Origin of the sequence: Saccharopolyspora soli (assembly GCF_022678645.1) — a bacterium.
Classification (GTDB): domain Bacteria; phylum Actinomycetota; class Actinomycetes; order Mycobacteriales; family Pseudonocardiaceae; genus Saccharopolyspora; species Saccharopolyspora soli.
Window position 1 is genome coordinate 1 of record NZ_JALBWV010000015.1, and the last position, 20,754, is coordinate 20,754.

Sequence of the window (20,754 nt, forward strand, 5' to 3'; positions counted from 1 at the left end):
CCCCCCGCCCCCCCCCCCCCCCCCCCCCCCCCCCCCCCCCCCCCCCCCCCCCCCCCCCCCCCCCCCCCCCCCCCCCCACGACGGCAAGCGCCGCGGGCACACACCGCATGCTCAGCGGGAGCCTGGCTTGCGGCTCGCCGTCCGCGTAGGCCAGCCAGCCGTTCTCGCCGCCCAACCGCACCCGCTGCGCCCGCAGCGTGCAAACCGCTGGGTGCTCGACGTGCCTACCGGCCCGCAGCGTCGGCAGCATCCGCGCCAGATCGCGCCGGGACACCTCGCCGACCACGGTCAGGTCGAAGAAACCGTCGCCCGCGTCCGCGTCCGGGCAGATCGGAATGCCGCCGCCGTAGCAGGCCGTGTTGCCGACCGCGACCAGCGTGGCGTCCAGCTCGGTGGTGCCCGACTCGGTCTCCACCCGCAACGGCATCGCGCGCAACCCCACCAGCTCGCGCACCACCGCCAGGTCGTACCTGCGCTTCCCGCGCGGCCACCACATCCGGTTCGCCCGCGCGTTGACCCGCGAATCGAACCCGGCGCACAGGACCGTCGCGAACCACCCCGCACCGGCGACCTTGCCGAGATCGATGCGGCGGCGCTGGTCCGTGCGCAGCGCCCGCGCCACGGCGCGCGACGCGGCGATCGGGTCTAGCGGAACACCGAGCCCGCGGGCGAGGTCGTTACCGGTCCCCGCTGGGATCAGGGCCAGCGCCGTCTCCGACTCCGCGCACGCCTGCACCGCCAGATGCGCGGCCCCGTCACCGCCGACCACCGCGAGCACGTCAGCTCCGTCGGCCACCGCGCGCTTCGCCGCGTCGGAGGTGCCGCCGGAATCCGTGGCGACCACCGTTCGCACGTCGCAGGCAGCACGGAGCTGGCCGACGAGTTCGCCAGCGAACTTCGCGGAGAGCCCACCACCGGCCGCGGGATTGATCACCAGGACACAGCGCACGACGCAGCATCCTCGTCCACCCGACCCCGGATTGGCCAGCGGATCAGGTGACGTCGTCGTGCTGCTTCGGACTCGGCGAAGGCGTCGGGTCCAGTTCGGAGGCCCGGTAGTCGATCTTCGACGCCTCGTCCAGCCCCAGACCGTCCAGACCCTGGTCCGCGAGCTTCTTGGCCTTGCGCTTGTCGTTGGCCCGGCAAATGGCCAACGCGATGCCGAACAGCACCGACAGCGCCGCGGCCAGCGCCAGCATCGAGAACGGGTCCTGCCCCGGCGTGGCGACCGCGGCGAACACGAACAGCGCGAACACCAGGCCCCGCCACCAGCTCTTCAGCTTGGCGTAGCTGACGATCCCGGCCAGGTTGAGCATCACCAGGACCAACGGCAGCTCGAAGCTGACGCCGAAGATCAGCAGCAGGAGCAGCATGAAGTTGATGTACTTGCCACCGGTGAACGCGGAGAAGAAGGCATCCCCGCCGAACCCGGACATGAAGGTCAACGCCTCCGGCAGCACGAAGTACGCCAGCACGGCGCCCGCGATGAACAGGATGGTCGCGAAGAACACGAACGTCCGGGCGAACTTGCGTTCCTTGTCGTACAGCCCCGGCGTGATGAACGCCCACAGCTGGTACAGCCACACCGGGCTGAACAGCACCGCGCCAACCGACAGACCGACCTTCAGCGTCAGCATGAAGATCTCGAACGGCTCGGTCTGCAACAGCTGGCAACGGCCGTTCGGGCTCAGCCGCTGTTCAACGGGCAACTGGCAGTACGGCCCCAGCAGGAGGTCGCTGAGGGTGGGCAGCCCGAAGGGAGCGTAGGTGAACCAAATGAACCCGAAGATGCCGCCGATGACCACCGCCGTGATCGCCACGCCCAACCGGTACCGCAACTCGTAGAGGTGGTCGACGAGCGTCATCGTGCCGTCTGGGTTGTGCCTGCGTCCCCACCGGCGACGGCCCTTGCGGAACGGGTTCAGGCGACGCAGTGCGCTGGCACCCACCGTGTTGTCCCGTCCTCAGTCAGTTCTTGGACTCGTTGCGCTGCTTGTCCTCGACCGGCGACGTGACCGGGGGCGGGCTCGGCTCGCCAGCAGTCAGCTCCGGCTTCTGCTCCTTCTCGGAGTGCGCCTTCTTCGCCGCTTCCTCGTCGGCCTTCATGCCGCGCGCCTCGGCCTTGAACACGCGTGCGGACTGGCCGAGCGAGCGGGCCATCTGCGGAAGCTTGGTGGCACCGAAGAGCAGCACCAAGACCAAGACGATGAGAATTAGCTCCCAGCCACCTGGCAAACCCATCCGTGCACAACCTTTCGTGATGTTCCTGCAGGCGCAATGGTACGCGCGGCAGGGGTCGACAAATAGGGCCGTTGCGCGTCACCGGTGGCGACGTTCGGAGAACGCCACCTTCAAACCGGCCACCCGCGCCTTCACCAGGCCGCTGCGGTCGCCGAGGTCGTGGGCGACCTGTCGCTGCACGGCTTTGAACCGGCGGAGTTCCCGGAACAGTCGCAACAGCAGCAGCGCGAGCAGGACCAAGCCCACGGCCAGCAGCACAAGACTCCACACGTACGGCACGTCGATCACCGTATCCCGCTCAGGTGGACGGCAGGTGACGCGCCCGTGCCAATGCGTCTTCTGCTCGTTGACGCACGTCACAGGCCAGCTCCGGCGGGCTGATCACCCGAACCTGGCCGCCCAGCCCCAGCAGCAGCCGGGTCATCCAGGACTGGTCCGAATACCGCATCCGCACCCTGGCCCGTCCCTGCGGCAACTCGACCAGCTCGTCCACCTGGTAGTACTCGGCAACCCAGCGCACGTCCGGTGCCAGCTCCAGCTCCGCGACGGACTGGTCGGGCGTCGGCTGGAACAGCCCGGCCGAGACATCGGTGGGTTCGGCTTCCGAAGGCGGTTGCGCGGCCTCGTCCAGCACCGCGACGTCGTCGATGCGGTCCAGCCGGAACAGCCGCACCCCGGACGCGCTGCGGCACCACGCCTCCAGGTAGCTGCGCCCGTCGATGAGCAGCAACCGCATCGGATCCACGATCCGCTCGCTGATCTCGTCGCGGGACGGGGTGTAGTACCGCATCCGCAGCGCCTTGCGGCGGGTCGTCGCGTCCTGCACCGCCGAGCGCACCCCGGATGGCACCCCGCCTTCCCGGCCTTCCAAGCCGACGACCACGCCCGCCGGGCGGGCCTGCCCGACCGCGTCCTCCACCTTCGCCAGCGTGCGCTGCACCGCGTCGGTGTCGGCGATCCCCGGCGTGTCGGCCAGCGCCCGCAGGGCCACCAGCAGCGCGGTCGCCTCGGACGCGGTCAGCCGCAGCGGTCGGCGCATGCCCGCGTCGTAGGTGACGGTGATCGAATCGCTCTCGAAGGACAGGTCGATCAGGTCACCGGGTCCGTAGCCCGGCAGCCCGCACATCCACAGCAGTTCGAGGTCCTTGCGCAGCTGCTGCTCGCCGACCCCGAAATCCGCCGCCGCGTCGGCGATCGGGATCCCGGGACGGCTCAGCAGGTACGGCACCAGCGCCAGCAACCTGGGCAGCCGTTCGGTAGCGCTCGTCATGAGGCCCCCCGGTCGACGACGTCCAGGTGGAGCTCGTGCACCGTCTTGCGCAGCGTGTCCGGCTCCAGCACCACGACGTCCGGCCCGTACCCGGCGATCCAGCTCGCCGCCGACTCCGGGTAGATCAGCTCCAGTTCCAGCACGTCGCCCGGATCGCCGCCCAGCTGCATGGTGTCCACGACGGTCGCCTTGCGCCGCAGGCCCTGCGCCCGACCGGCCGCCACCCACACCCTGGCGGGCGTGCGGGGCGGGGGCTCGCGCTGCTCGCCCGCCACGAACCGCAGCAGGTCGGTGTCCGGCGGTCGCTGCACCTGCCCGGCGGCTCCCACCGTCCGAACCTGCCCCAGGATCCGGGACAGCCGGAAGCAGCGGGGCGCCTGCCGGTCGCGGTCGTGCCCGACCACGTACCACCGGCCCCGCCAGGACACCACGCCCCACGGTTCGACGGTGCGGCGATGCACTTCCGGGCTGCTCGGGCGCCGGTAGTCGAACTCCACCACGCGACCGGACTGCACCGCTGCCAGCAGCGGCGCGAACGCGGGCTCGCTGGTGCGCACCTTGGGTTCGACGGCAGCCGAGGAGCGTTCGTCGACGTCCACCCCCGCGGCACGCAGCTTCAGCAGCGCCCCGCGGGCAGCCGCGGTGAACTCCGGCGAATCCCACAGCCGCACCGCCAAGGCGACCGCGGCGGCTTCGTCGGGTTCCAGGTCGATGTCGCCGAGTTCGTAGTCGCGGCGGGCGATGCGGTATCCGTCGGCCGCGTCGAACGCCGAGTTCCGCCCGGTCTCCAGCGGGATCCCCAGATCGCGCAGCTCGGCCTTGTCGCGTTCGAAGGTTCGGAAGAACGCCTCGCTGGTGGGCGCGTCGGCATAGCCCGGCACGATCGCCCGGATCCGCTCCGCGGTGAGGTACTGGCGCGTCGACAGCAGGCACAGCACCAGGTTCACCAAGCGTTCAGCACGCACAGTGGCCACTTCGAAACTCTAGCTCCGCAGTATTCGATCATGTGTTTGGGTCGGGACCCATCATCCCTAGTGGTGCGGGGTGAGACCACTGTGGCGCGCCGAGCGCGGCCAAATCCGACCGAAACCTGGTGTTCGAATCCCGCGAGGATCGGACTCGGCTCCGGCGCTTCGCGCTCCGACACACCGAAGCGAGCCGGATTTCCCGGCCGATCCAGCCGAATGCCCTTGTCGCGGCATGTATTTTGATCGGCACTGAAGATATCGCGGAGATGAAGAATGTTCATGTGCCGCCCGCGCCTTCCTAGGCTGGCGGCATGTCCGATCCCGTCATGTTGATCACCGGCGCATCGCGCGGCATCGGCGCGGCCACCGCGCGGGTCGCCGCCGCGGCCGGTTACCGCCTGGCCCTGCTGGCCCGTTCCGCCGATGCCCTGACCGCTCTGGTCGACGAAATAGGCGCCGCGAAGGCGCTCGCCCTGCCCTGCGACATCACCAGCTGGCCCGACCTCACCGCCATCGTCCAGCAGGTCGAAGACCACTTCGGACGCCTGGACGTGGCCTTCGCCAACGCCGCGATGAGCGTGCCGTCGTCGTTCCTCGGCACCAGCGGCGCGGAACCCGAGAAGTGGCGCGACATGGTCCTGACCAATGTCTACGGCGCCGCCATCACCGCCCGAGCGGTGCTACCGGCGCTGACCCGCACCAAGGGCCACCTGCTGCTGACCGGCTCGAACGCCGGGCGCGGCATCCGCCCCGGAAACCTCTACTCGGCGACCAAGTGGGCGGTGACCGGCATGGCGCAGAACATCCGCGCGGAGTGCGTCGGCACCGGCGTCCGAGTGACCCTGATCCAACCGGGCATGGTCGAAACCGAAATGACCGCAGCCACCCTGGATGTCCCCAAACTCCACCCGGAAGACATCGCCAACGCAGTCCTCTACGCCGTCAACCAACCCCCCACGGTCGACGTCAACGAACTGACCATCCGCCCCACCGGCCAACACCCGAACCGCTGATTCGTTCGAGGCGAGGGGCACCTGTGACCCAGTAAGTTGGTCACAGGTGCCCCTCACTTTTCACTCGATCGAGTGATTTGCGGTCAGAGGGAGCTGATCAGGCGCTCCACCCGCTCGTCCACCGCTCGGAACGGGTCCTTGCACAGCACCGTGCGCTGGGCCTGGTCGTTGAGCTTGAGGTGCACCCAGTCGACCGTGAAGTCCCGGCCCGCGGCCTGCGCGGCGGCGATGAAGTCACCGCGCAGCTTGGCCCGGGTGCTCTGCGGCGGGGTGTCCTTGGCCGCCTCGATCTCGCCGTCCTCGGTGGCCCGGTCCACCAGGTCCTTGCGCTGCAGCATGTCGAACAGCCCGCGACCCCGGCGGATGTCGTGGTAGGCGAGGTCGAGCTGGGCGATGCGCGGGCTGGACAGCTCCAGGCCGTGCTTGTTGCGGTAGCGCTCCAGCAGCCGGTGCTTGATCGCCCAGTCGATCTCCCGGTCGATCAGCGAGTACTCCTGCTGCTCGATCGCCTCCAGCGTCCGGCCCCACAGCTCCAGGATGCGTTCGGTCATCGGGTCCGAACCGCGCCGCGCCACGTGGTCGACCGCCCTGCCGTAGTACTCCCGCTGGATGTCCAGCGCGGACGCCTCCCGGCCACCGGCCAACCGGACCGTGCGCCGCCCGGTGAGGTCGTGGCTGATCTCCCGGATGGCGCGGATCGGGTTGTCCAGGCTGAAGTCCCGGAACTGCACGCCCTGCTCGACCATCTCCAGCACCAGGTTCGCCGAGCCGACTTTGAGCAGCGTGGTGACCTCGGACATGTTGGAGTCGCCGACGATGACGTGCAGTCGGCGGTACCGCTCGGCGTCGGCGTGCGGTTCGTCGCGGGTGTTGATGATCGGCCGCGACCGCGTCGTCGCGCTGGAGACGCCTTCCCAGATGTGCTCGGCGCGCTGCGACAGGCAGTACACCGCGCCGCGCGGCGTCTGCAACACCTTCCCGGCACCGCAGATGAGCTGGCGGGTCACCAGGAACGGCAGCAGGACGTCCGCGATCCGGGAGAACTCCCCGGACCGGCCGACCAAGTAGTTCTCGTGGCAGCCGTAGGAGTTGCCCGCCGAGTCGGTGTTGTTCTTGAACAGGAAGATGTCGCCACCGATGCCCTCGTCGGACAGTCGGCGTTCAGCGTCGATGAGCAGGTCCTCCAGGATCCGCTCGCCTGCTTTGTCGTGGGTGACGAGCTGGACGAGGTCGTCGCATTCGGCCGTGGCGTACTCGGGGTGCGAGCCCACGTCGAGGTAGAGCCGGGCCCCGTTGCGCAGGAAGACGTTCGACGACCTTCCCCACGACACGACCCGCCGGAACAGGTACCTGGCCACCTCGTCCGGGGACAGTCGACGCTGCCCGTGGAACGTGCAGGTGACCCCGAACTCGGTTTCGATGCCGAAGATCCGCCGCTGCATGCCTCCACACTAGGCGCAAACACCGGTCCTCGGCGGTCCGCCGTTCGGGCACCGGTAGCGTGTTCCACGTGCTGGACCGGTTGCACCGCGTCATCAGCGGCGTCGGCAAGACCGACCGCGACCTGGCCATGCGCAGCGCGCGAATGCCGCGAACGACCGCCGACGTGGCACTGAGGGTGCTCGGCAACGCGGCCAACCACAGCATGTTGTGGCTGACCGCTGCGGCGGTCCTGGGCTTGCGCAGCGGCAGCACCCGTCGTGCAGCCATCCGGGGAATCGCGGCCATCGCCTGCGCCAGCGCGGTCACGAATTTGCTGGGCAAACCGTTGCTGCCGCGCCGCCGACCGCCCGCCGAACTCGTCGCCTCGCACCGCAGGTTGACCGAGCCTCCGATGTCGTCGTCGTTCCCGTCCGGGCACGCCGCGTCGGCCGCAGCGTTCGCCACTGCCGTAACCATGGAATCTCCGGTCACCGGTGCGATCATCGCGCCGATCGCCGCCGCGGTCGCTTATTCGCGGGTGCACACGGGCGTGCACTGGCCCAGCGATGTGGTGTGCGGCGCCGCGTTGGGCGCCGGGATGGCCTGGGCGACCCGGCGGTGGTGGCCGGTGCGCCCGGCCGAGCAGGCCGCCTACGCCAGCCCGGCGCAGCTCCCGGCGCTGCCCGACGGGGCGGGGCTCGCGGTGCTGGTCAACCCGGAGGCCGGGGACGGCACGCTGGTTCCGGAGAAGTGGATCACCCAGCACTGGCCCGCAGCGAAGGTCGTCTACCCCGCCTCGACCGGTGATCTCGCCACCGAGATCGACCGGCTGGCGACTGCGAACTCGGTGCGTGCCCTCGGGGTGGCCGGTGGTGACGGCACGGTCGCGACGGTCGCCGCGGTCGCCGCCCGGCACCGCATTCCGCTGGCGGTGCTACCCACCGGCACGTTGAACCACTTCGCCACGGACCTGGGCATTCCGGGGGCGACGCCGGTGATCGACGCGGTGCGCCACGGCCGGGGGTGCACGGTGGACCTCGGCACCGCACGCGTCGACGGCCACCCGATCCGCTGGTTCCTCAACACCGCCAGCCTCGGCGGTTACCCGGACATGGTGCGGTTCCGGGAGAAGTGGGCGCCGCGCTGGGGCAAGTGGCCCGCTGCCGCGGCGGCCTCGGTCCGGGTGCTCTACGACTCGACACCGCTGGACCTGGAGATCGCGGGTGTGCGGCACCGGGTGTGGGTGCTGTTCATCGGCAACGGCGCCTACGCGCCGCGCGGATTCGCCCCGACCTGGCGGCCAAACCTGGACAACGGCCTGCTGGACGTCCGCTACGTCCGCGCCGACACCCGCTTCTCCCGGTTGCGCTTCGTCCTAGCGGCGATGGCCGGTGCCCTGAAGCACAGCCGAACCTATGTGGAGCGTTCCTGCCCCGAACTGGAAGTGGTGGTGCACGGCCGCCCGGTCACGGTAGCCACCGACGGCGAAATCGGCCTCACCGGCAACAAATTCACCTTCGCCGCCCACCAAGACGCCCTACAGGTCTACCGACCATCCACAACGGATTGAGGAAGATGCCCGACTCGTTTTGCGTGGCGGTGCGAGTAGCGGAACCTCAGAGGCATTCTCGACTCCGGGATCCCCGACTTACGTATGACCAATACGCGGCGTCGGGGCTGTCCTCGCGGGGAGAACCCCAGAAGGGTGGGCACCGTGAACCCGCGGCCGTGCAAGTTGCATAGGTGGGCCAAGCGGCTTCGCCGCTTGCGACGGGACAGGTGCGGGTCAGTTGCTTGTCGCGGTAGCGGTTCACCGCCGAAAGCGGCTACGCCGCTTGCCTGACGGGACTCACATTGAGCGCACCAACCCGCCGAACTATCCAGTCACTCGCCGGTTTCCGTCGTGCCTTCGGTGTCTTCCTTGGACTCTTCTTCCGCGTCCGACGACTCCTCTTCTGGGAGCAGGGCTTTGAGGGCTGCTCCCTGGATTCGGCGGAAGGTGCGGTGCGGGCGGGCTCGGTCGAGGACTGCCACTTCCAACTGGCCCATGCCCAGCTCTCGGGTGCTGTCCCCTCCGGAGGACAGCGCCTCGATCGCCAGCTTCGCCGCGTCGGCGAGTTCCAGCCCGTCGCTGAAGGAGTCCTTTAGCGTGCTCGCGATCGCGTCGGCTTGGCCGCCCATCACGACGTACTGCGGTTCGTCCACGATGGACCCGTCGTAGGTCAGCCGGTACAGCTGGTCGGTTTCAGCCGTGAACCCGACCTCGGCCACGCAGATCTCCACCTCGAACGGTTTGATCTGCTCGGTGAAGATCGCCCCCAGGTGCTGGGCGTAGGTGTTGGCCAGCGACCGGCCGGTGACGTCCCGGCGGTCGTAGGAATAACCGCGGACGTCGGCGATGCGCACCCCGGCCACCCGCAGCGCCTCGAACTCGCTGTAGCGGCCGACCGCCGCGAATCCGATGCGGTCGTAGATCTCGGCGACCTTGTGCAGCGTCGGCGACGGGTTCTCGGCGACGAACAGCACGCCACCGGCGTATTTCAGCACCACCACGCTGCGGCCCCGCGCGATGCCCTTGCGGGCCAACTCGGAGCGCTCCCGCATCAACTGCTCGGGAGAGGTGTAGAAGGGCATCGTCACGGCTGTGCACTCCTGGTTCGAATCTGCTCGCTCGGGCAGGCGGGATCGGGCGCGGCGTCAGCCGCCGGGGTTCTCCAGTCGACCGTTGACCACCTCGGTGGCGATCTCGGCCGCCCGGTCCTCGGACACCCGCACGGCGCCGTCCGCACCGGTGATCGTGATGATCGACGGGTAGATGCGCCGGGACACGTCGGGACCACCGGTCGCGGTGTCGTCATCGGCGGCGTCGTAGAGCGCCTCGACCGCGGTGTGCGCGGCCTCGTCGACGTCGGCGTCCGGGTCGTAGCGCTTCTTCAACGCCGATTTCGCGTACGGCGAACCCGACCCGACCGCGTGGTAGCCGCTCACCTCGTTGTACCGGCCGCCGACGACGTCGTAGGAGACGATCCGACCGGCCCGGTCCGGGTCGTCGGCTTCGGTGTCGTAGCCGACGAACAGCGGCACCACCGCGAGGCCCTGCATCGCGGCTGGGAGGTTGCCGCGCAGCTGGGTGGCCAGCTTGTTCGACTTGCCGTCCAACGAGAGCGGGACACCTTCGAGTTTCTCGTAGTGCTCCAGCTCCACCGCGTACAGCCGAACGATCTCCTGCGCGACCCCGGCGGTACCGGCGACGCCGACCGCCGAGTAGGCGTCGGTGACGAACAGCTTTTCCATGTCCCGCTGGGCGATCAGGTTGCCCATGGTGGCCCGGCGGTCACCCGCCAGCAGCACGCCGCCGCGGAAGGTCACCGCGACGATCGTCGTGCCGTGCGGGGCCTGCACAGCACCCTCCGGTACCTGCCGACCGCCGGGCAGCAGTTCGGGCGCGGCGGCGCGGAGGAAGTCGGTGAACGAAGAAGATCCCGGCGTGAGGTAGGCGGCGGGCAGGGCCTGACCCGGAAACTGGGCCGAGCTCGGTTCCATCAGCGACATCGTCTCCCGATCGAAGGCTTGCGTCAGAGTGCACTTTAGTCATGACCCGACACGCAGCGAACGCTGCCGGGCCGGTCGACACCGGCCCGGACTCGGCACGCGCGGACAGCGTCGGACTCCGGGCCCGCTGGCTACTGCCCGCCCTTCTGCACGTAGGCGCGGACGAAGTCCTCGGCGTTCTCCTCCAGGACGTCGTCGATCTCGTCCAGGATGGCGTCGACGTCCTCGCCGAGCTTTTCGCGACGTTCCTGACCGGCAGCCTCTGGGCCCTGCTCTTCGTCCCCGTCGCCGCCGCCGTGCCGCTGAACCTTTTCCTGGGACATCTTGCCTCCCGGTGGTTTCCCGTCGGGTGTCCCCTGGCCGTGGGGACATCCTGCTGTGAACACTACCTATCCGACCACCCGTTCGCCCACAGCCAGCCGGGCGTCATTTCGATCTTCGCGCACAGCTGACATGCGCGAAACGTGGTTTTCGGACCGCTAGGTCACCCTTTTGTCAGCGAGTCGACCAGTTCCTCCGCACTGGCCGCGGCCTCCAGCAGCGCGCCCACGTGGGCACGTGTGCCGCGCAGCGGTTCCAACGTCGGGATGCGCACCAGCGATTCCCGGCCCAGGTCGAAGATCACCGAGTCCCAGGACGCCGCGGCCACCTCGGCCGGGTAGCGCTCCAGGCAGCGGCCGCGGAAGTAGGCGCGGGTGTCCTCCGGCGGCGTCGTGACCGCGGTCCGCACCTCGTCCTCGCTGACCAGGCGTTTCATCGAGCCGCGGGCGACCAGCCGGTTGTACAGGCCCTTGTCCAGCCGCACGTCGGAGTACTGCAGGTCGATCATGTGCAGCCGCGGCGACGCCCAGCCCAGGCTGTCCCGGGTCCGGTAGCTCTCCAGCAGCCGCAGCTTGGCGGGCCAGTCGAGCCGGTCGGCGCAGTCCATCGGGTCGCCGCCGAGCAGGTCCAGCACCTCGCCCCAGGTCTCCAGCACGTCCCGGGCGGCGCGCTCGCCGCCGTGCTCGTCGAGGTGCTGCGCGGCACGTTCGTGGTAGGCGCGCTGCAGGTCCAGGCCGGTGAACCGGCGCCCGTCGGTGAGCTCGACGGTCTGCTTGAGGGTGGGGTCGTGGCTGATCAGGTGCACCGCCTGCACCGGATCGGCCAGCTTCAGGTCGTCGAAGCGCAGCCCGGCCTCGATCATGTCCAGCACCAGCGCGGCGGTGCCCAGTTTGAGGAACGTCGAGGTCTCCGCGAGGTTGGCATCGCCGATGATGACGTGCAGTCGGCGGTACTTGTCCGCATCGGCGTGCGGTTCGTCGCGGGTGTTGATGATGCCGCGCTTGAGGGTGGTCTCCAGGCCGACTTCGACCTCGATGTAGTCGGATCGCTGCGAGAGCTGGAAACCGGCCTTCTCCCCGGCCTGGCCGATGCCGACCCGACCCGATCCGCAGATCACCTGGCGGGACGCGAAGAACGGGGTGAGGCCACCGATCACCGAGGTGAACGGGGTGCTGCGAGCCATCAGGTAGTTCTCGTGGGTGCCGTAGCTGGCGCCCTTGCCGTCGACGTTGTTCTTGTACAGCTGGATCGGCGCGGTGCCGGGCACGCTGGCCGCCCGGATGGCCGCCTCTTCCATGACGCGTTCGCCCGCTTTGTCCCAGATGACCGCATCGCGCGGATTGGTCACCTCCGGTGCCGAGTACTCCGGGTGCGCGTGGTCGACGTACAACCGCGCGCCGTTGGTGAGGATGACGTTGGCTGCCCCGAGGTCGTCACCGTCCGAGCCGTTGGTCTGCTGCGCCGCAGTGCTGAGGTCGAAGCCGCGGGCGTCGCGCAGCGGCGACTCGACCTCGTAGTCCCAGCGCGCGCGCCGCGCCCGCGGGATGTCGGCCGCCGCCGCGTAGGCCAGCACGATGTGCGTGGAGGTCAGCACCGGGTTGGCGCTGGAGTCGCCCGGCACGACGATGCCGTACTCCACCTCGGTTCCCATGATCCGCCGCATACCTCGCAGCGTACGGGGTATCGCCGACCAAGCGGAGTGCCGCACGCCACAGGCACCCGACTCGTTCGAACTCATTTCCCGGTTCGGCGCAACACGTGTGCTTCGGCGGGCAGGTGCGACGATCGGGATGTGGGTTCAGAACGTGTCTTCGAACTCGTTTTGCATGGCGGCGCGGGTAGCGGAACCTCGGGGGCCGTCTCGGTCCGGGTCCCCGACATCATGTATGCCAAATACACCACGTCGAGGCTGTCCTTCCGAGACGGCCCTTGAGAACCCGGGGCGGTGCAAGTTGCAAGGGTGGGCTAGGCGGCTTCGCCGCTTCAAAAAACAAGAACAAGACAGCCACTCAGACGAGGAATCGGTGGCCGTGTACGACGCGGCCGGGCGTGTCGTGGGCAGCGCGTCGCGGCGGCGGATGCGCGCCGAAGGTCTTTGGCACGCGGCGTCGTCGGTGTTGGTGCTCTCCCCCGACGGCAGCGAGGTCTACGTGCACCGCCGCACTGACACCAAGGACATCTATCCCGGCATGCACGACTGCTGGGCAGGCGGCGTGGTCGCCGCCGGGGAGGACCCGGACGTCACCGCGCGGCGCGAACTCGCCGAGGAACTGGGGGTGCGCGAGGTGCCGGTGCGCTTCCTGTTCCGAACCGTCCACGAGCTGGGCAGTGTGCGGTTCCACGGATACCTCTACGAAACCCGTTGGGGCGGCTCAATCGTCCACCAGCCCGAAGAAGTCGCCGAGGGCTGGTGGATGCCGCTGAGCGAGCTCCGCGAGCGCCTGAGCGACCCGCACTGGCCATTCGTACCCGACGGACGCCAGTTCATCGAAGAATGGTTCGCCCGGTCCTAGCCTGCATCTGGACCCGTTTTGCGTGGCGGTGCGGGTAGCGGAACCTCAGAAGCCATCTCGCTGTGGGATCCCCGACATCATGTACTTCCAATTCGCAGTTTCACTGCGCTGTCGGGGCTGTCCTCGCGAGAAGACTTCTGAGAACCTGCGGCGGTGCAAGTGCCGTACGTGAGCTAAGCGGCTTCGCCGCTTCAAAACAAGAGCAAAAACACATTCAGAACGCCTTCAAACCTCAGTGCCAGGGGAGTTCGGCGCGTTGGCCCCAGTAGGTCGCCGCATCTCGCGCTAGTGGTTGGAGCGCGTTGATGTCCTGGTCGGTCAGTTCCACTCGGCAGGCCGCCAGGTTCGACTCCAGCTGGGCCACGCTGGCCGCGCCGAGCAGCACCACGTCGGCCCACGGCTGCCGCAGGACGTGCGCGAGTGCGATGGCATCGGTTCCCACCCCGTGCCGATCCGCGACCTTGACCAGTTCCGGTGGCGGGTCCACCACCAGCCGCCCGTTCGCCAGGGTTTCCTTCACCAGCACCCGCCAGCCCCCGGTGTGCACCTCGGCGAGCGTCCGGCCCACGGACGGCTCCAGCGAGTTCCAAGTGGACTGCACTGCGCCGAACAGCTGCCGCCCGCCCACCTCGATCTCCCAAGCGCGCTCGATGGTTTCGCCCTGCGCGGCGCCGCTGGTGGAGAACCCGAGCTGCACTCCGGCGTCCCGGATCCGGGCCAACTCGTGCTGCAGCGCCAGATCCTCGAACAGCGGGCTGCTGGTGGTCAGCGAATGCACCTGGTACAGGTCGATCCGGTCGCCGAGCAGGGTCCGGGTCTCCGCCCACTGGCTGCGCAGCCGTTCCACCGAGTGCTCCTTGACCTCGTGCACCTCGGTCTCGATGCGCCATTGCGCGACGTAGGCGTAGCCCCACTTGCTGGACACCGCGACGTCCTGGTGGCCGCGTTCGCGCAGCCAGTCGGCCAGGAACTGCTCGGCGCTGCCGTAGGAGCGGGCCGTGTCCACCCAACGGATCCCGTTGGCGTACGCGGCGTCGAGCACCGTGCGGGTGCGCTCCCGCATCGCCGCCGCGGTGCGCTGGGCGGGCAGCACATCGACGCGACCGACGTTGATGTAGGCCGGTCTGCCGAGCGCGGCGAGTCCGACTCCGAGCCGCTGCACCGGTTGTTGCGCTGGGATCATGCCTCGAAACCTAACCGCTGTCGGTCCTCAGCACAGCTCGGGACCGCCACCCCGCAAGGGATGGCGGTCCCGAGTTTCGGCCTTAGCTCTCTTTCTTTGTAAGCGGCGCCAGCCGCTTGCGGTGAGGCAAGCAACTGGCACCGCCGCGGGTTCTCAGACGTCGTCTCGCGAGGACAGCCCCGACGTGGTGAATTGGACATTCATGATGTCGGGGATCCCACAGCGAGACGGCGTCTGAGGTTCCGCTACCCACACCGCAACGCAAACCAGCCCTGGAACAACTCTTGTTACAGGTACTGGCCGGTGTTGGTTGCTGTGTCGATCGCTCGGCCGGATTCCTGGTTCTTCCCGCTCACCAGGGTGCGGATGTAGACGATCCGCTCGCCCTTCTTGCCGGAGATGCGGGCCCAGTCGTCCGGGTTCGTGGTGTTCGGCAGGTCCTCGTTCTCCGCGAACTCGTCGATGATGGCGTCCTGCAGGTGCTGCACCCGCAGGCCCGGCTGGCGGGTTTCCAGCACCGACTTGATCGCCGCCTTCTTCGCCCGGTCCACGATGTTCTGGATCATCGCGCCCGAGTTGAAGTCCTTGAAGTACAGGACCTCCTTGTCACCGTTGGCGTAGGTGACCTCCAGGAACCGGTTCTCCTCGGTCTCGGCGTACATCCGCTCGACCGTGGTCTGGATCATCGCCTCCACGCACGCGCCCTTGTCGCCGCCGAACTCCTTGAGGTCCTCCTCGTGGATCGGCAGTTCCTTGGTCAGGTACTTGGAGAAGATGTCCTTGGCCGACTCGGCGTCCGGACGCTCGATCTTGATCTTCACGTCCAGTCGACCGGGCCGCAGGATCGCCGGGTCGATCATGTCCTCCCGGTTGGAGGCGCCGATGACGATGACGTTCTCCAGCCCTTCGACGCCGTCGATCTCGCTGAGCAGCTGCGGCACGATGGTGGTTTCCACGTCGGAGGACACCCCGCTGCCGCGGGTCCGGAAGATCGAGTCCATCTCGTCGAAGAACACGATCACCGGAGTGCCCTCGGATGCCTTCTCCCGCGCCCGCTGGAAGATCAGGCGGATGTGCCGCTCGGTCTCCCCGACGAACTTGTTGAGCAGTTCGGGGCCCTTGATGTTCAGGAAGTAGGACTTGGCCTGACCATCGTCGTCCCCGCGGGCGGCGGCGACCTGCTTCGCCAGCGAGTTGGCGACCGCCTTGGCGATCAGCGTCTTGCCGCAGCCCGGCGGGCCGTAGAGCAACACGCCCTTGGGCGGCCGCAACTGGTACTCGATGTACAGGTCGGAGTGCAGGAACGGCAGCTCCACGGCGTCCCGGATCTGCTCGATCTGGCCAGCGAGCCCACCGATGTCCTGGTATCCGACGTCGGGGACCTCCTCCAGCACGAGGTCTTCGACCTCGGCCTTGGGCACGACGTCGTAGGCGTAGCCCGCCTTGCTGTCGACCAGCACCGAGTCGCCAGCCTTCAGCCCGGACGTGGCCAGCGGTTCGGTCACCCACACCACGCGTTCCTCGTCGGTGTGGCCCAGCACCAGCGCACGCGGACTTTCCCCGGCGCCGCTGGACAGGAGCTCCCGGAAGGTGCAGACCTCACCGGTTTGCTCGAACGCACCAGCCTCTACCACCGTCAGGGCCTCGTTGAGGCGCACTGACTGGCCCAGTCTCAGTTCCTCCGTCTCGACGTTGGGTGACACCGCCACCCGCATCTTGCGACCAGACGTGAACACGTCGACCGTGCTGTCCTCGTAGCGGTGCAGGAACACTCCGTAGCCGCTCGGCGGTTGGGCTAGTCGGTCGACTTCCTCGCGCAGGGCCATCAGCTGGCTCCGCGCTTCCTTGAGGGTCTCGGTGAGTTTGGCGTTCCGTTCGGTGAGCTGGCTCACTCTCTCGGATGCCTCGGCCAGCCGCTTTTCCAGCAACCGGACCTGTTGGGGAGACTCGTTGAGCCTGCGGCGAAGCAGAGCGACCTCGTCTTCCAGGAGACGAATCTGGCTGCGAAGTTCTGCGGAGCCACCGCTGTACTGCTCGCCGCCCTCCTCATTCGGTCGGCTGCCGGGACGGTCGTGCTGCATGTCGGCACCCTCCTCCCGTGCTCGTACCACCACGGTACCGGCGATCACCGACGACGGCGGCGTCGTGAATGCCCGCCGGATCGCCCAGCGTGCCACAAAAATCCGCGAATACCCATGAGGTAGGCCAGGTTGGTACCGACGGGTCTGAATACGACCTGGTCGAGCGGACACGTTGCGTTGACGATCATGGTCCGTTCGATACGTTCCGCATCGGACCCCGCGGCTCACCGGACGCCTGGCGAACACCGGTTTTCCGTTGCGCCACACGGATCGCGGCGAATGGCGGACATCCGGGTTAACCGATCCGGCAACCGGGTGGCGTTACCGCTGAACGGCTGCCGACCCACCCGGCACTTCTCCCATCATTTGGAACAACTGCATTCCGGGACAACCGGTGGGAGGCGAACTCCCCGTGACGATTCGATGCCGAAAAGTCCACTCCGTGCACCTCGCGCCGCGGGCTCTGATCTACTTACGGCCGCCGCGCGCACACCGCGGCCGCAAGCCGCACACCACTCCGGGAGGAGTTCATGACCTATCCGCCACAGCAGCCTGGACCGGGCGGGTGGGGCCAGCAGCCCACGGGCAACGGATTTCCGTCGCAGCAGGGTCCGCAGGATACCCCGCAGCAGCAGCCCGCCTGGTACGGCAACCAGCACACGGGCTGGGGCCAGCCGGGGCAGGAGCAGCCGCAGCAGGCGCCCATGGCACCCCAGTGGGGCAGCGAGTTCGGCCCCGGTTCCTGGATCCAGGAGCCCAATGGCTTCGCCGACGTCGAGCCGCCGGTGAAGAAGAAGTCCAAGCTTCCGTTGATCCTGGGGCTGGTCGGGGCGCTGGTCGTCCTCGCCGGAATCGGTGTCGGAGTGTACTTCTGGCTGGGCAGCGGGCCGGGCGAGGCCCGACCGGTGGCCCAGCAGGTCGTCGACAACGTCAACGCACACGACTTCAACAGCGTCCGCGGCCTCTTCTGCCAGGCCAACAGGGCGGAACTGCAGAGCCAACTCCAGCAACTGGAGTCGGGCCGGTTCAACATCCGGCTCGGCCAGGTCACCGAGCGTGGCGAGCAGGCCACCGCACAGTTGCTCGGAACCTACGAAATGGGCGGCGCGTCCCAACCTGTCGACCAGACCATGGCCCTGACGGTCGAGAACGGCGAGTGGAAGGTCTGCCAGCTCGACCAGTGAGCCAGCAGTTCGAGAATCCCATCTAGGGGGAGGACCAGTGACTTACCCACCGCAACAGCCGCCCGGCCAGGGCGGCTGGGGGCAGCAGCCGGGCGGGCATTACCCGCCCAGCGGCCCGCAGCAGCCAGGCGGCGCCTACCCACCCAGCGGCGGCCAGCCCCAGCCGGGCTACGGCCAGCAGGGCTACCCCCAGCCCGGCGGCGGATACCCGCAGAGCGGCCCGCAGCCGCAGCAGGGCTACGGCCAGCAGCCGCCGTACCCGCCGCAGGGCGGCGGCTACGGCCAGCCGGGCTTCGGCGCGGAGCCGCCGAAGAAGAAGTCCCCGCTGCCGTGGATCCTCGGCGGTGTGGGCGGCCTGGTCGTGATCGGCGTGGTGATCGCCCTGATCGTGGTCTTCACCGGCGGCCCCGGCGACCCCCGCAACACCGCGCAGGACTTGGTGGACAAGATGAACTCCAAGGACTTCGCCGGGCTCGCCACGCTGAGCTGCGAGAAGGAGAAGGCGAAGCTGCAGGAGTCGCTCGACCAACTGCAGGGCAAGGGCAACCTGGAAGAGCTCAAGGAAATCGGCTTGACCGAGGCCGACATTCAGAAGCTCCTCGAAGGGGTCAAGTTCAACGTCAAGTTGGGGGAGGTCAAGGACAACGGCGACGAAACGGCCACGGCCAAGATCTCCGGCGAATTGACCATGACCGGTGAGATCATGGGCCAGCAGCTCAACGAATCCCAGCCGCTCGACGAAGAGTTCAAGATGATCGTCGAGAACGGCGATTGGAAGTTCTGCGACGGCTTCGCCTGATCTAGACCACCAGAACGGCCCGCCCCAGTGATCGGGGCGGGCTGTTTCAGCTTTCAGCCCTTGCTGGGGCGGCGTTGGGGGCGGGGTGGGGTTACGCCTTCCGCCAGGCGGCGGGTGGTCAGGAGGAAGGCCGTGTGGGCCACCATTCGGTGTTCTGGGCGGACCGCCATGCCCACCACGTGCCACGGGCGCAGCAGCGTTTCCCAAGCTTGGGGTTCCGTCCAGTTCTGCTGTTCTCGGATCGCTTCCGTGATTCGGGACAGCTGGGTCGTGGTGGCCACGTACACCACCAGCACACCGCCCGGACGCAGCTTGTCGTGGATCGTTTCCAGCACTTCCCACGGCGCCAGCATGTCCAGCACGACCCGGTCGACCGGGTCGCCGTCGTACTCCCGCACGTCACCCAGGCGCAGCGTCCAGTTGTCCGGCTTCCCGCCGAAGAAGCGCTGCACGTTGCGCTCGGCGTGCTCCGCGTGGTCCTCGCGCACCTCGAACGACGTGACGCTGCCTCCGGGACCGACGGCGCGCAGCAGCGAGCAGCTCAACGCACCCGATCCGGCACCCGCCTCCAGCACTCGGGCGCCAGGTCGGATGTCACCCCACATCAGGATTTGCGCCGCGTCCTTGGGGTAGATCACCTGGGCGCCGCGCGGCATGGACAGCACGTAGTCGGCCAGCAGCGGACGCAGCGCCAGGAACGACGTGCCGCCCGACGAACTCACCAACGACCCCTCCGGCTGGCCGATCAGGTCGTCGTGCGCCAGCGCACCGCGATGCGTGTGGTACTCCCCTCCCCGCTCCAGGACGACCGTGTACTTCCGCCCCTTGGGGTCGGTCAACTGGACCCGGTCGCCGGGCTGGAACTCACCGCTGACGGTGCTGCTCAAGTGCTGCCTACCTTCTCCGCTGGTACGACCGACCATCGTCGCAGAAGGCCCGGATGGCGGACGGGGCGGCTTGCGCGGCGGCGGGCCGCAACCCCGTCGCCGAACTCACCTGAGCGCCTGTTCCAGCGCCTCACTCGCGGCTGGAGCGGAGGGCGCCGCGCAGGTCCTCGCGGCGCAGCACGCCGCTCGGCCTCCCCTCCTGGTCCACCACCAGGAACTGCCAGGCCAGCACCGACTGCACCCGTTCCAGGATCGCGTCCGGCGGCTCGCTGTCGAGCAGGATGGTGTCCGGGTCGACCGGTTCGGCGGCTCGTTCGGCCGGTTCGTTCGGCGCGTGGGTGGCCAGCCGCTCCGCGGCGGTCTGGTCGAGCAGCCCCACCGCGATGCCGTCGGCGCGCACCAGCACCACACCCCGACCCGCCGCGGCCAGCAGTGCGTCGCCCACCGGACTTTCCGCCGGGAGTTGCAGGACCGGCCGCACCAGGTCTTGCAGCTTCAGCCCGGTCGGCCAGCGTCTGCGCTGCTCAGCGGCGTGCTCCGCGCTCGCACCGGCCACCACGAACCAGGCCATCAGCACGCACACGCCCAGCCGCAGCCACTGGTCCTGGGCGTTGTTCAGCAGGCCGATGAGAGCCCAGGCGATCAGGGCCGCTGCGACGACGCCCGCGCCGATCACACCGGCCGTGGTGCCTGCGCCGCGCTTCCCGGTGAGCCGCCAGGTCAGCGCGCGCAGCATCCGGCCGCCGTCCAGCGGCAGTCCCGGCAGCAGGTTGAACACCGCCACCGCGAGGTTCGCCACGCAGGTCTGCGCGACCAGCAGCCAGATCGCGCCGCCGGGCACCAGCGCCAGCCAGCCGATCCCGGTGACCACCGCGAGCACCAGCGAGACCGCCGGTCCGGCGGCGGCGATCAGCCCTTCCTGGGTGGGTTTCGGCGGTGTTCGGGAAATCTCGGAGAGCCCGCCGAGCAGGAACAGCCGGACACGGCGCACCGGCAGGCCCAACCGCAGCGCGACGATGCAGTGCCCGAGCTCGTGCAGCAGCACCGAAGCCGCCAGCAGCACGGTGAACACGGCCGCCAGGACCGCGCTCTCCCAGATGCCCGCGCTCGGCAAGATGCGACCCACCAGCGGCGTGTAGAGCAGCACGATCAGCGCCGCTCCCACCCACCACGACGGGGACAGCAGCACCGGCACCCCGGCGACGCGGCACAGCAGCAGGCCGCCGTCGTTGAGCTTGGGCCGGGCAGGCGGCGTCGCGGTCGGCGGCATGCGCGAAGGGTAGTCCCCCACTTGTGAGGCAGTTGTGATCCGCACATGGA

The 20,754-nt window shown here is 68.7% G+C and carries 20 protein-coding genes; 5 read left to right on the plus strand and 15 right to left on the minus strand.

Features of this window, described 5'->3' with window-relative positions:
• The 6 genes from MOQ72_RS13510 to MOQ72_RS13535 form a co-directional block, all read right to left on the minus strand.
• The coding region (locus MOQ72_RS13510) for a diacylglycerol/lipid kinase family protein (RefSeq protein WP_242183725.1) at window positions 1–949 on the minus strand (949 nt) is incomplete at its 3' end.
• 43 nt (window positions 950–992) lie between these two features.
• On the minus strand, window positions 993–1,949 hold the full coding sequence (gene tatC / locus MOQ72_RS13515) for a twin-arginine translocase subunit TatC (RefSeq protein WP_242183727.1): 957 nt from the start codon (window positions 1,947–1,949) through the stop codon (window positions 993–995).
• A 19-nt stretch (window positions 1,950–1,968) separates the two neighbouring features.
• A complete protein-coding gene (gene tatA, locus MOQ72_RS13520; RefSeq protein WP_242183728.1) occupies window positions 1,969–2,241 on the minus strand; it encodes a Sec-independent protein translocase subunit TatA in 273 nt (90 codons plus the stop codon).
• 78 nt (window positions 2,242–2,319) lie between these two features.
• Entirely contained in the window at window positions 2,320–2,520 is a 201-nt protein-coding gene (locus MOQ72_RS13525) for a bacteriophage holin (RefSeq protein ID WP_242183729.1), read from the minus strand.
• A gap of 19 nt (window positions 2,521–2,539) precedes the next feature.
• Entirely contained in the window at window positions 2,540–3,511 is a 972-nt protein-coding gene (locus MOQ72_RS13530; protein WP_242183730.1) for a helix-turn-helix transcriptional regulator, read from the minus strand.
• On the minus strand, window positions 3,508–4,485 hold the full coding sequence (locus MOQ72_RS13535; RefSeq protein WP_242183731.1) for a helix-turn-helix transcriptional regulator: 978 nt from the start codon (window positions 4,483–4,485) through the stop codon (window positions 3,508–3,510). Before MOQ72_RS13535 ends, MOQ72_RS13530 begins: the two co-directional genes overlap by 4 nt.
• A 305-nt stretch (window positions 4,486–4,790) precedes the next feature.
• Here MOQ72_RS13535 and MOQ72_RS13540 point away from each other — a divergent pair, with 305 nt between their 5' ends.
• Window positions 4,791–5,492 (plus strand): SDR family oxidoreductase, encoded by a 702-nt coding sequence (locus MOQ72_RS13540; protein WP_242183732.1) that lies wholly within the window; start codon window positions 4,791–4,793, stop codon window positions 5,490–5,492.
• 83 nt (window positions 5,493–5,575) lie between these two features.
• On the opposite strand, the gene pafA is transcribed toward MOQ72_RS13540, so the two are convergent.
• The gene (gene pafA, locus MOQ72_RS13545) at window positions 5,576–6,934 is read right to left on the minus strand and encodes a Pup--protein ligase (protein WP_242183733.1); all 1,359 of its coding nucleotides are present in this window, start codon (window positions 6,932–6,934) and stop codon (window positions 5,576–5,578) included.
• A 68-nt stretch (window positions 6,935–7,002) separates the two neighbouring features.
• Between pafA and MOQ72_RS13550 the strand changes: the two genes are divergently transcribed.
• Window positions 7,003–8,484 (plus strand): bifunctional phosphatase PAP2/diacylglycerol kinase family protein, encoded by a 1,482-nt coding sequence (locus MOQ72_RS13550; protein WP_242183734.1) that lies wholly within the window; start codon window positions 7,003–7,005, stop codon window positions 8,482–8,484.
• Window positions 8,485–8,798: 314 nt separating this feature from the next.
• On the opposite strand, the gene prcA is transcribed toward MOQ72_RS13550, so the two are convergent.
• The 4 genes from prcA to dop form a co-directional block, all read right to left on the minus strand.
• Window positions 8,799–9,554 carry a proteasome subunit alpha gene (prcA, locus tag MOQ72_RS13555; RefSeq protein ID WP_242183735.1) on the minus strand — a complete coding sequence of 252 codons (756 nt, stop codon included), beginning with the start codon at window positions 9,552–9,554 and terminating at the stop codon, window positions 8,799–8,801.
• A 57-nt stretch (window positions 9,555–9,611) separates the two neighbouring features.
• Window positions 9,612–10,457: a proteasome subunit beta gene (prcB, locus tag MOQ72_RS13560; RefSeq protein WP_242183737.1), complete on the minus strand. Its 846-nt coding sequence runs from the start codon at window positions 10,455–10,457 to the stop codon at window positions 9,612–9,614.
• 140 nt (window positions 10,458–10,597) lie between these two features.
• Window positions 10,598–10,789: a ubiquitin-like protein Pup gene (locus tag MOQ72_RS13565; protein ID WP_150068176.1), complete on the minus strand. Its 192-nt coding sequence runs from the start codon at window positions 10,787–10,789 to the stop codon at window positions 10,598–10,600.
• Between the two features lie 161 nt (window positions 10,790–10,950).
• Window positions 10,951–12,450: a depupylase/deamidase Dop gene (gene dop, locus MOQ72_RS13570; RefSeq protein WP_242183739.1), complete on the minus strand. Its 1,500-nt coding sequence runs from the start codon at window positions 12,448–12,450 to the stop codon at window positions 10,951–10,953.
• A gap of 415 nt (window positions 12,451–12,865) precedes the next feature.
• Here dop and MOQ72_RS13575 point away from each other — a divergent pair, with 415 nt between their 5' ends.
• The gene (locus MOQ72_RS13575) at window positions 12,866–13,300 is read left to right on the plus strand and encodes an NUDIX hydrolase (RefSeq protein ID WP_242183893.1); all 435 of its coding nucleotides are present in this window, start codon (window positions 12,866–12,868) and stop codon (window positions 13,298–13,300) included.
• Window positions 13,301–13,532: 232 nt separating this feature from the next.
• Here the strand turns inward: MOQ72_RS13575 and MOQ72_RS13580 are convergent, their stop codons facing one another.
• Window positions 13,533–14,483, minus strand: a complete 951-nt coding sequence (locus tag MOQ72_RS13580; RefSeq protein WP_242183740.1) for an aldo/keto reductase — start codon at window positions 14,481–14,483, stop codon at window positions 13,533–13,535.
• A 287-nt stretch (window positions 14,484–14,770) separates the two neighbouring features.
• Window positions 14,771–16,564, minus strand: a complete 1,794-nt coding sequence (arc, locus tag MOQ72_RS13585; RefSeq protein WP_242183741.1) for a proteasome ATPase — start codon at window positions 16,562–16,564, stop codon at window positions 14,771–14,773.
• Window positions 16,565–17,094: 530 nt separating this feature from the next.
• On the opposite strand from arc, the gene MOQ72_RS13590 reads away from it, so the two are divergent.
• A complete protein-coding gene (locus tag MOQ72_RS13590; protein WP_242183742.1) occupies window positions 17,095–17,748 on the plus strand; it encodes an Rv0361 family membrane protein in 654 nt (217 codons plus the stop codon).
• Window positions 17,749–17,785: 37 nt separating this feature from the next.
• A complete protein-coding gene (locus tag MOQ72_RS13595; RefSeq protein WP_242183743.1) occupies window positions 17,786–18,547 on the plus strand; it encodes a DUF2076 domain-containing protein in 762 nt (253 codons plus the stop codon).
• Between the two features lie 53 nt (window positions 18,548–18,600).
• On the opposite strand, the gene MOQ72_RS13600 is transcribed toward MOQ72_RS13595, so the two are convergent.
• Both MOQ72_RS13600 and MOQ72_RS13605 read right to left on the minus strand, forming a co-directional pair.
• Complete coding sequence (locus MOQ72_RS13600) at window positions 18,601–19,470, minus strand: tRNA (adenine-N1)-methyltransferase (protein WP_372495355.1); 870 nt, start codon at window positions 19,468–19,470, stop codon at window positions 18,601–18,603.
• Window positions 19,471–19,564: 94 nt separating this feature from the next.
• Window positions 19,565–20,704, minus strand: a complete 1,140-nt coding sequence (locus MOQ72_RS13605; RefSeq protein ID WP_242183745.1) for a site-2 protease family protein — start codon at window positions 20,702–20,704, stop codon at window positions 19,565–19,567.
• Window positions 20,705–20,754: the final 50 nt, after the last annotated feature.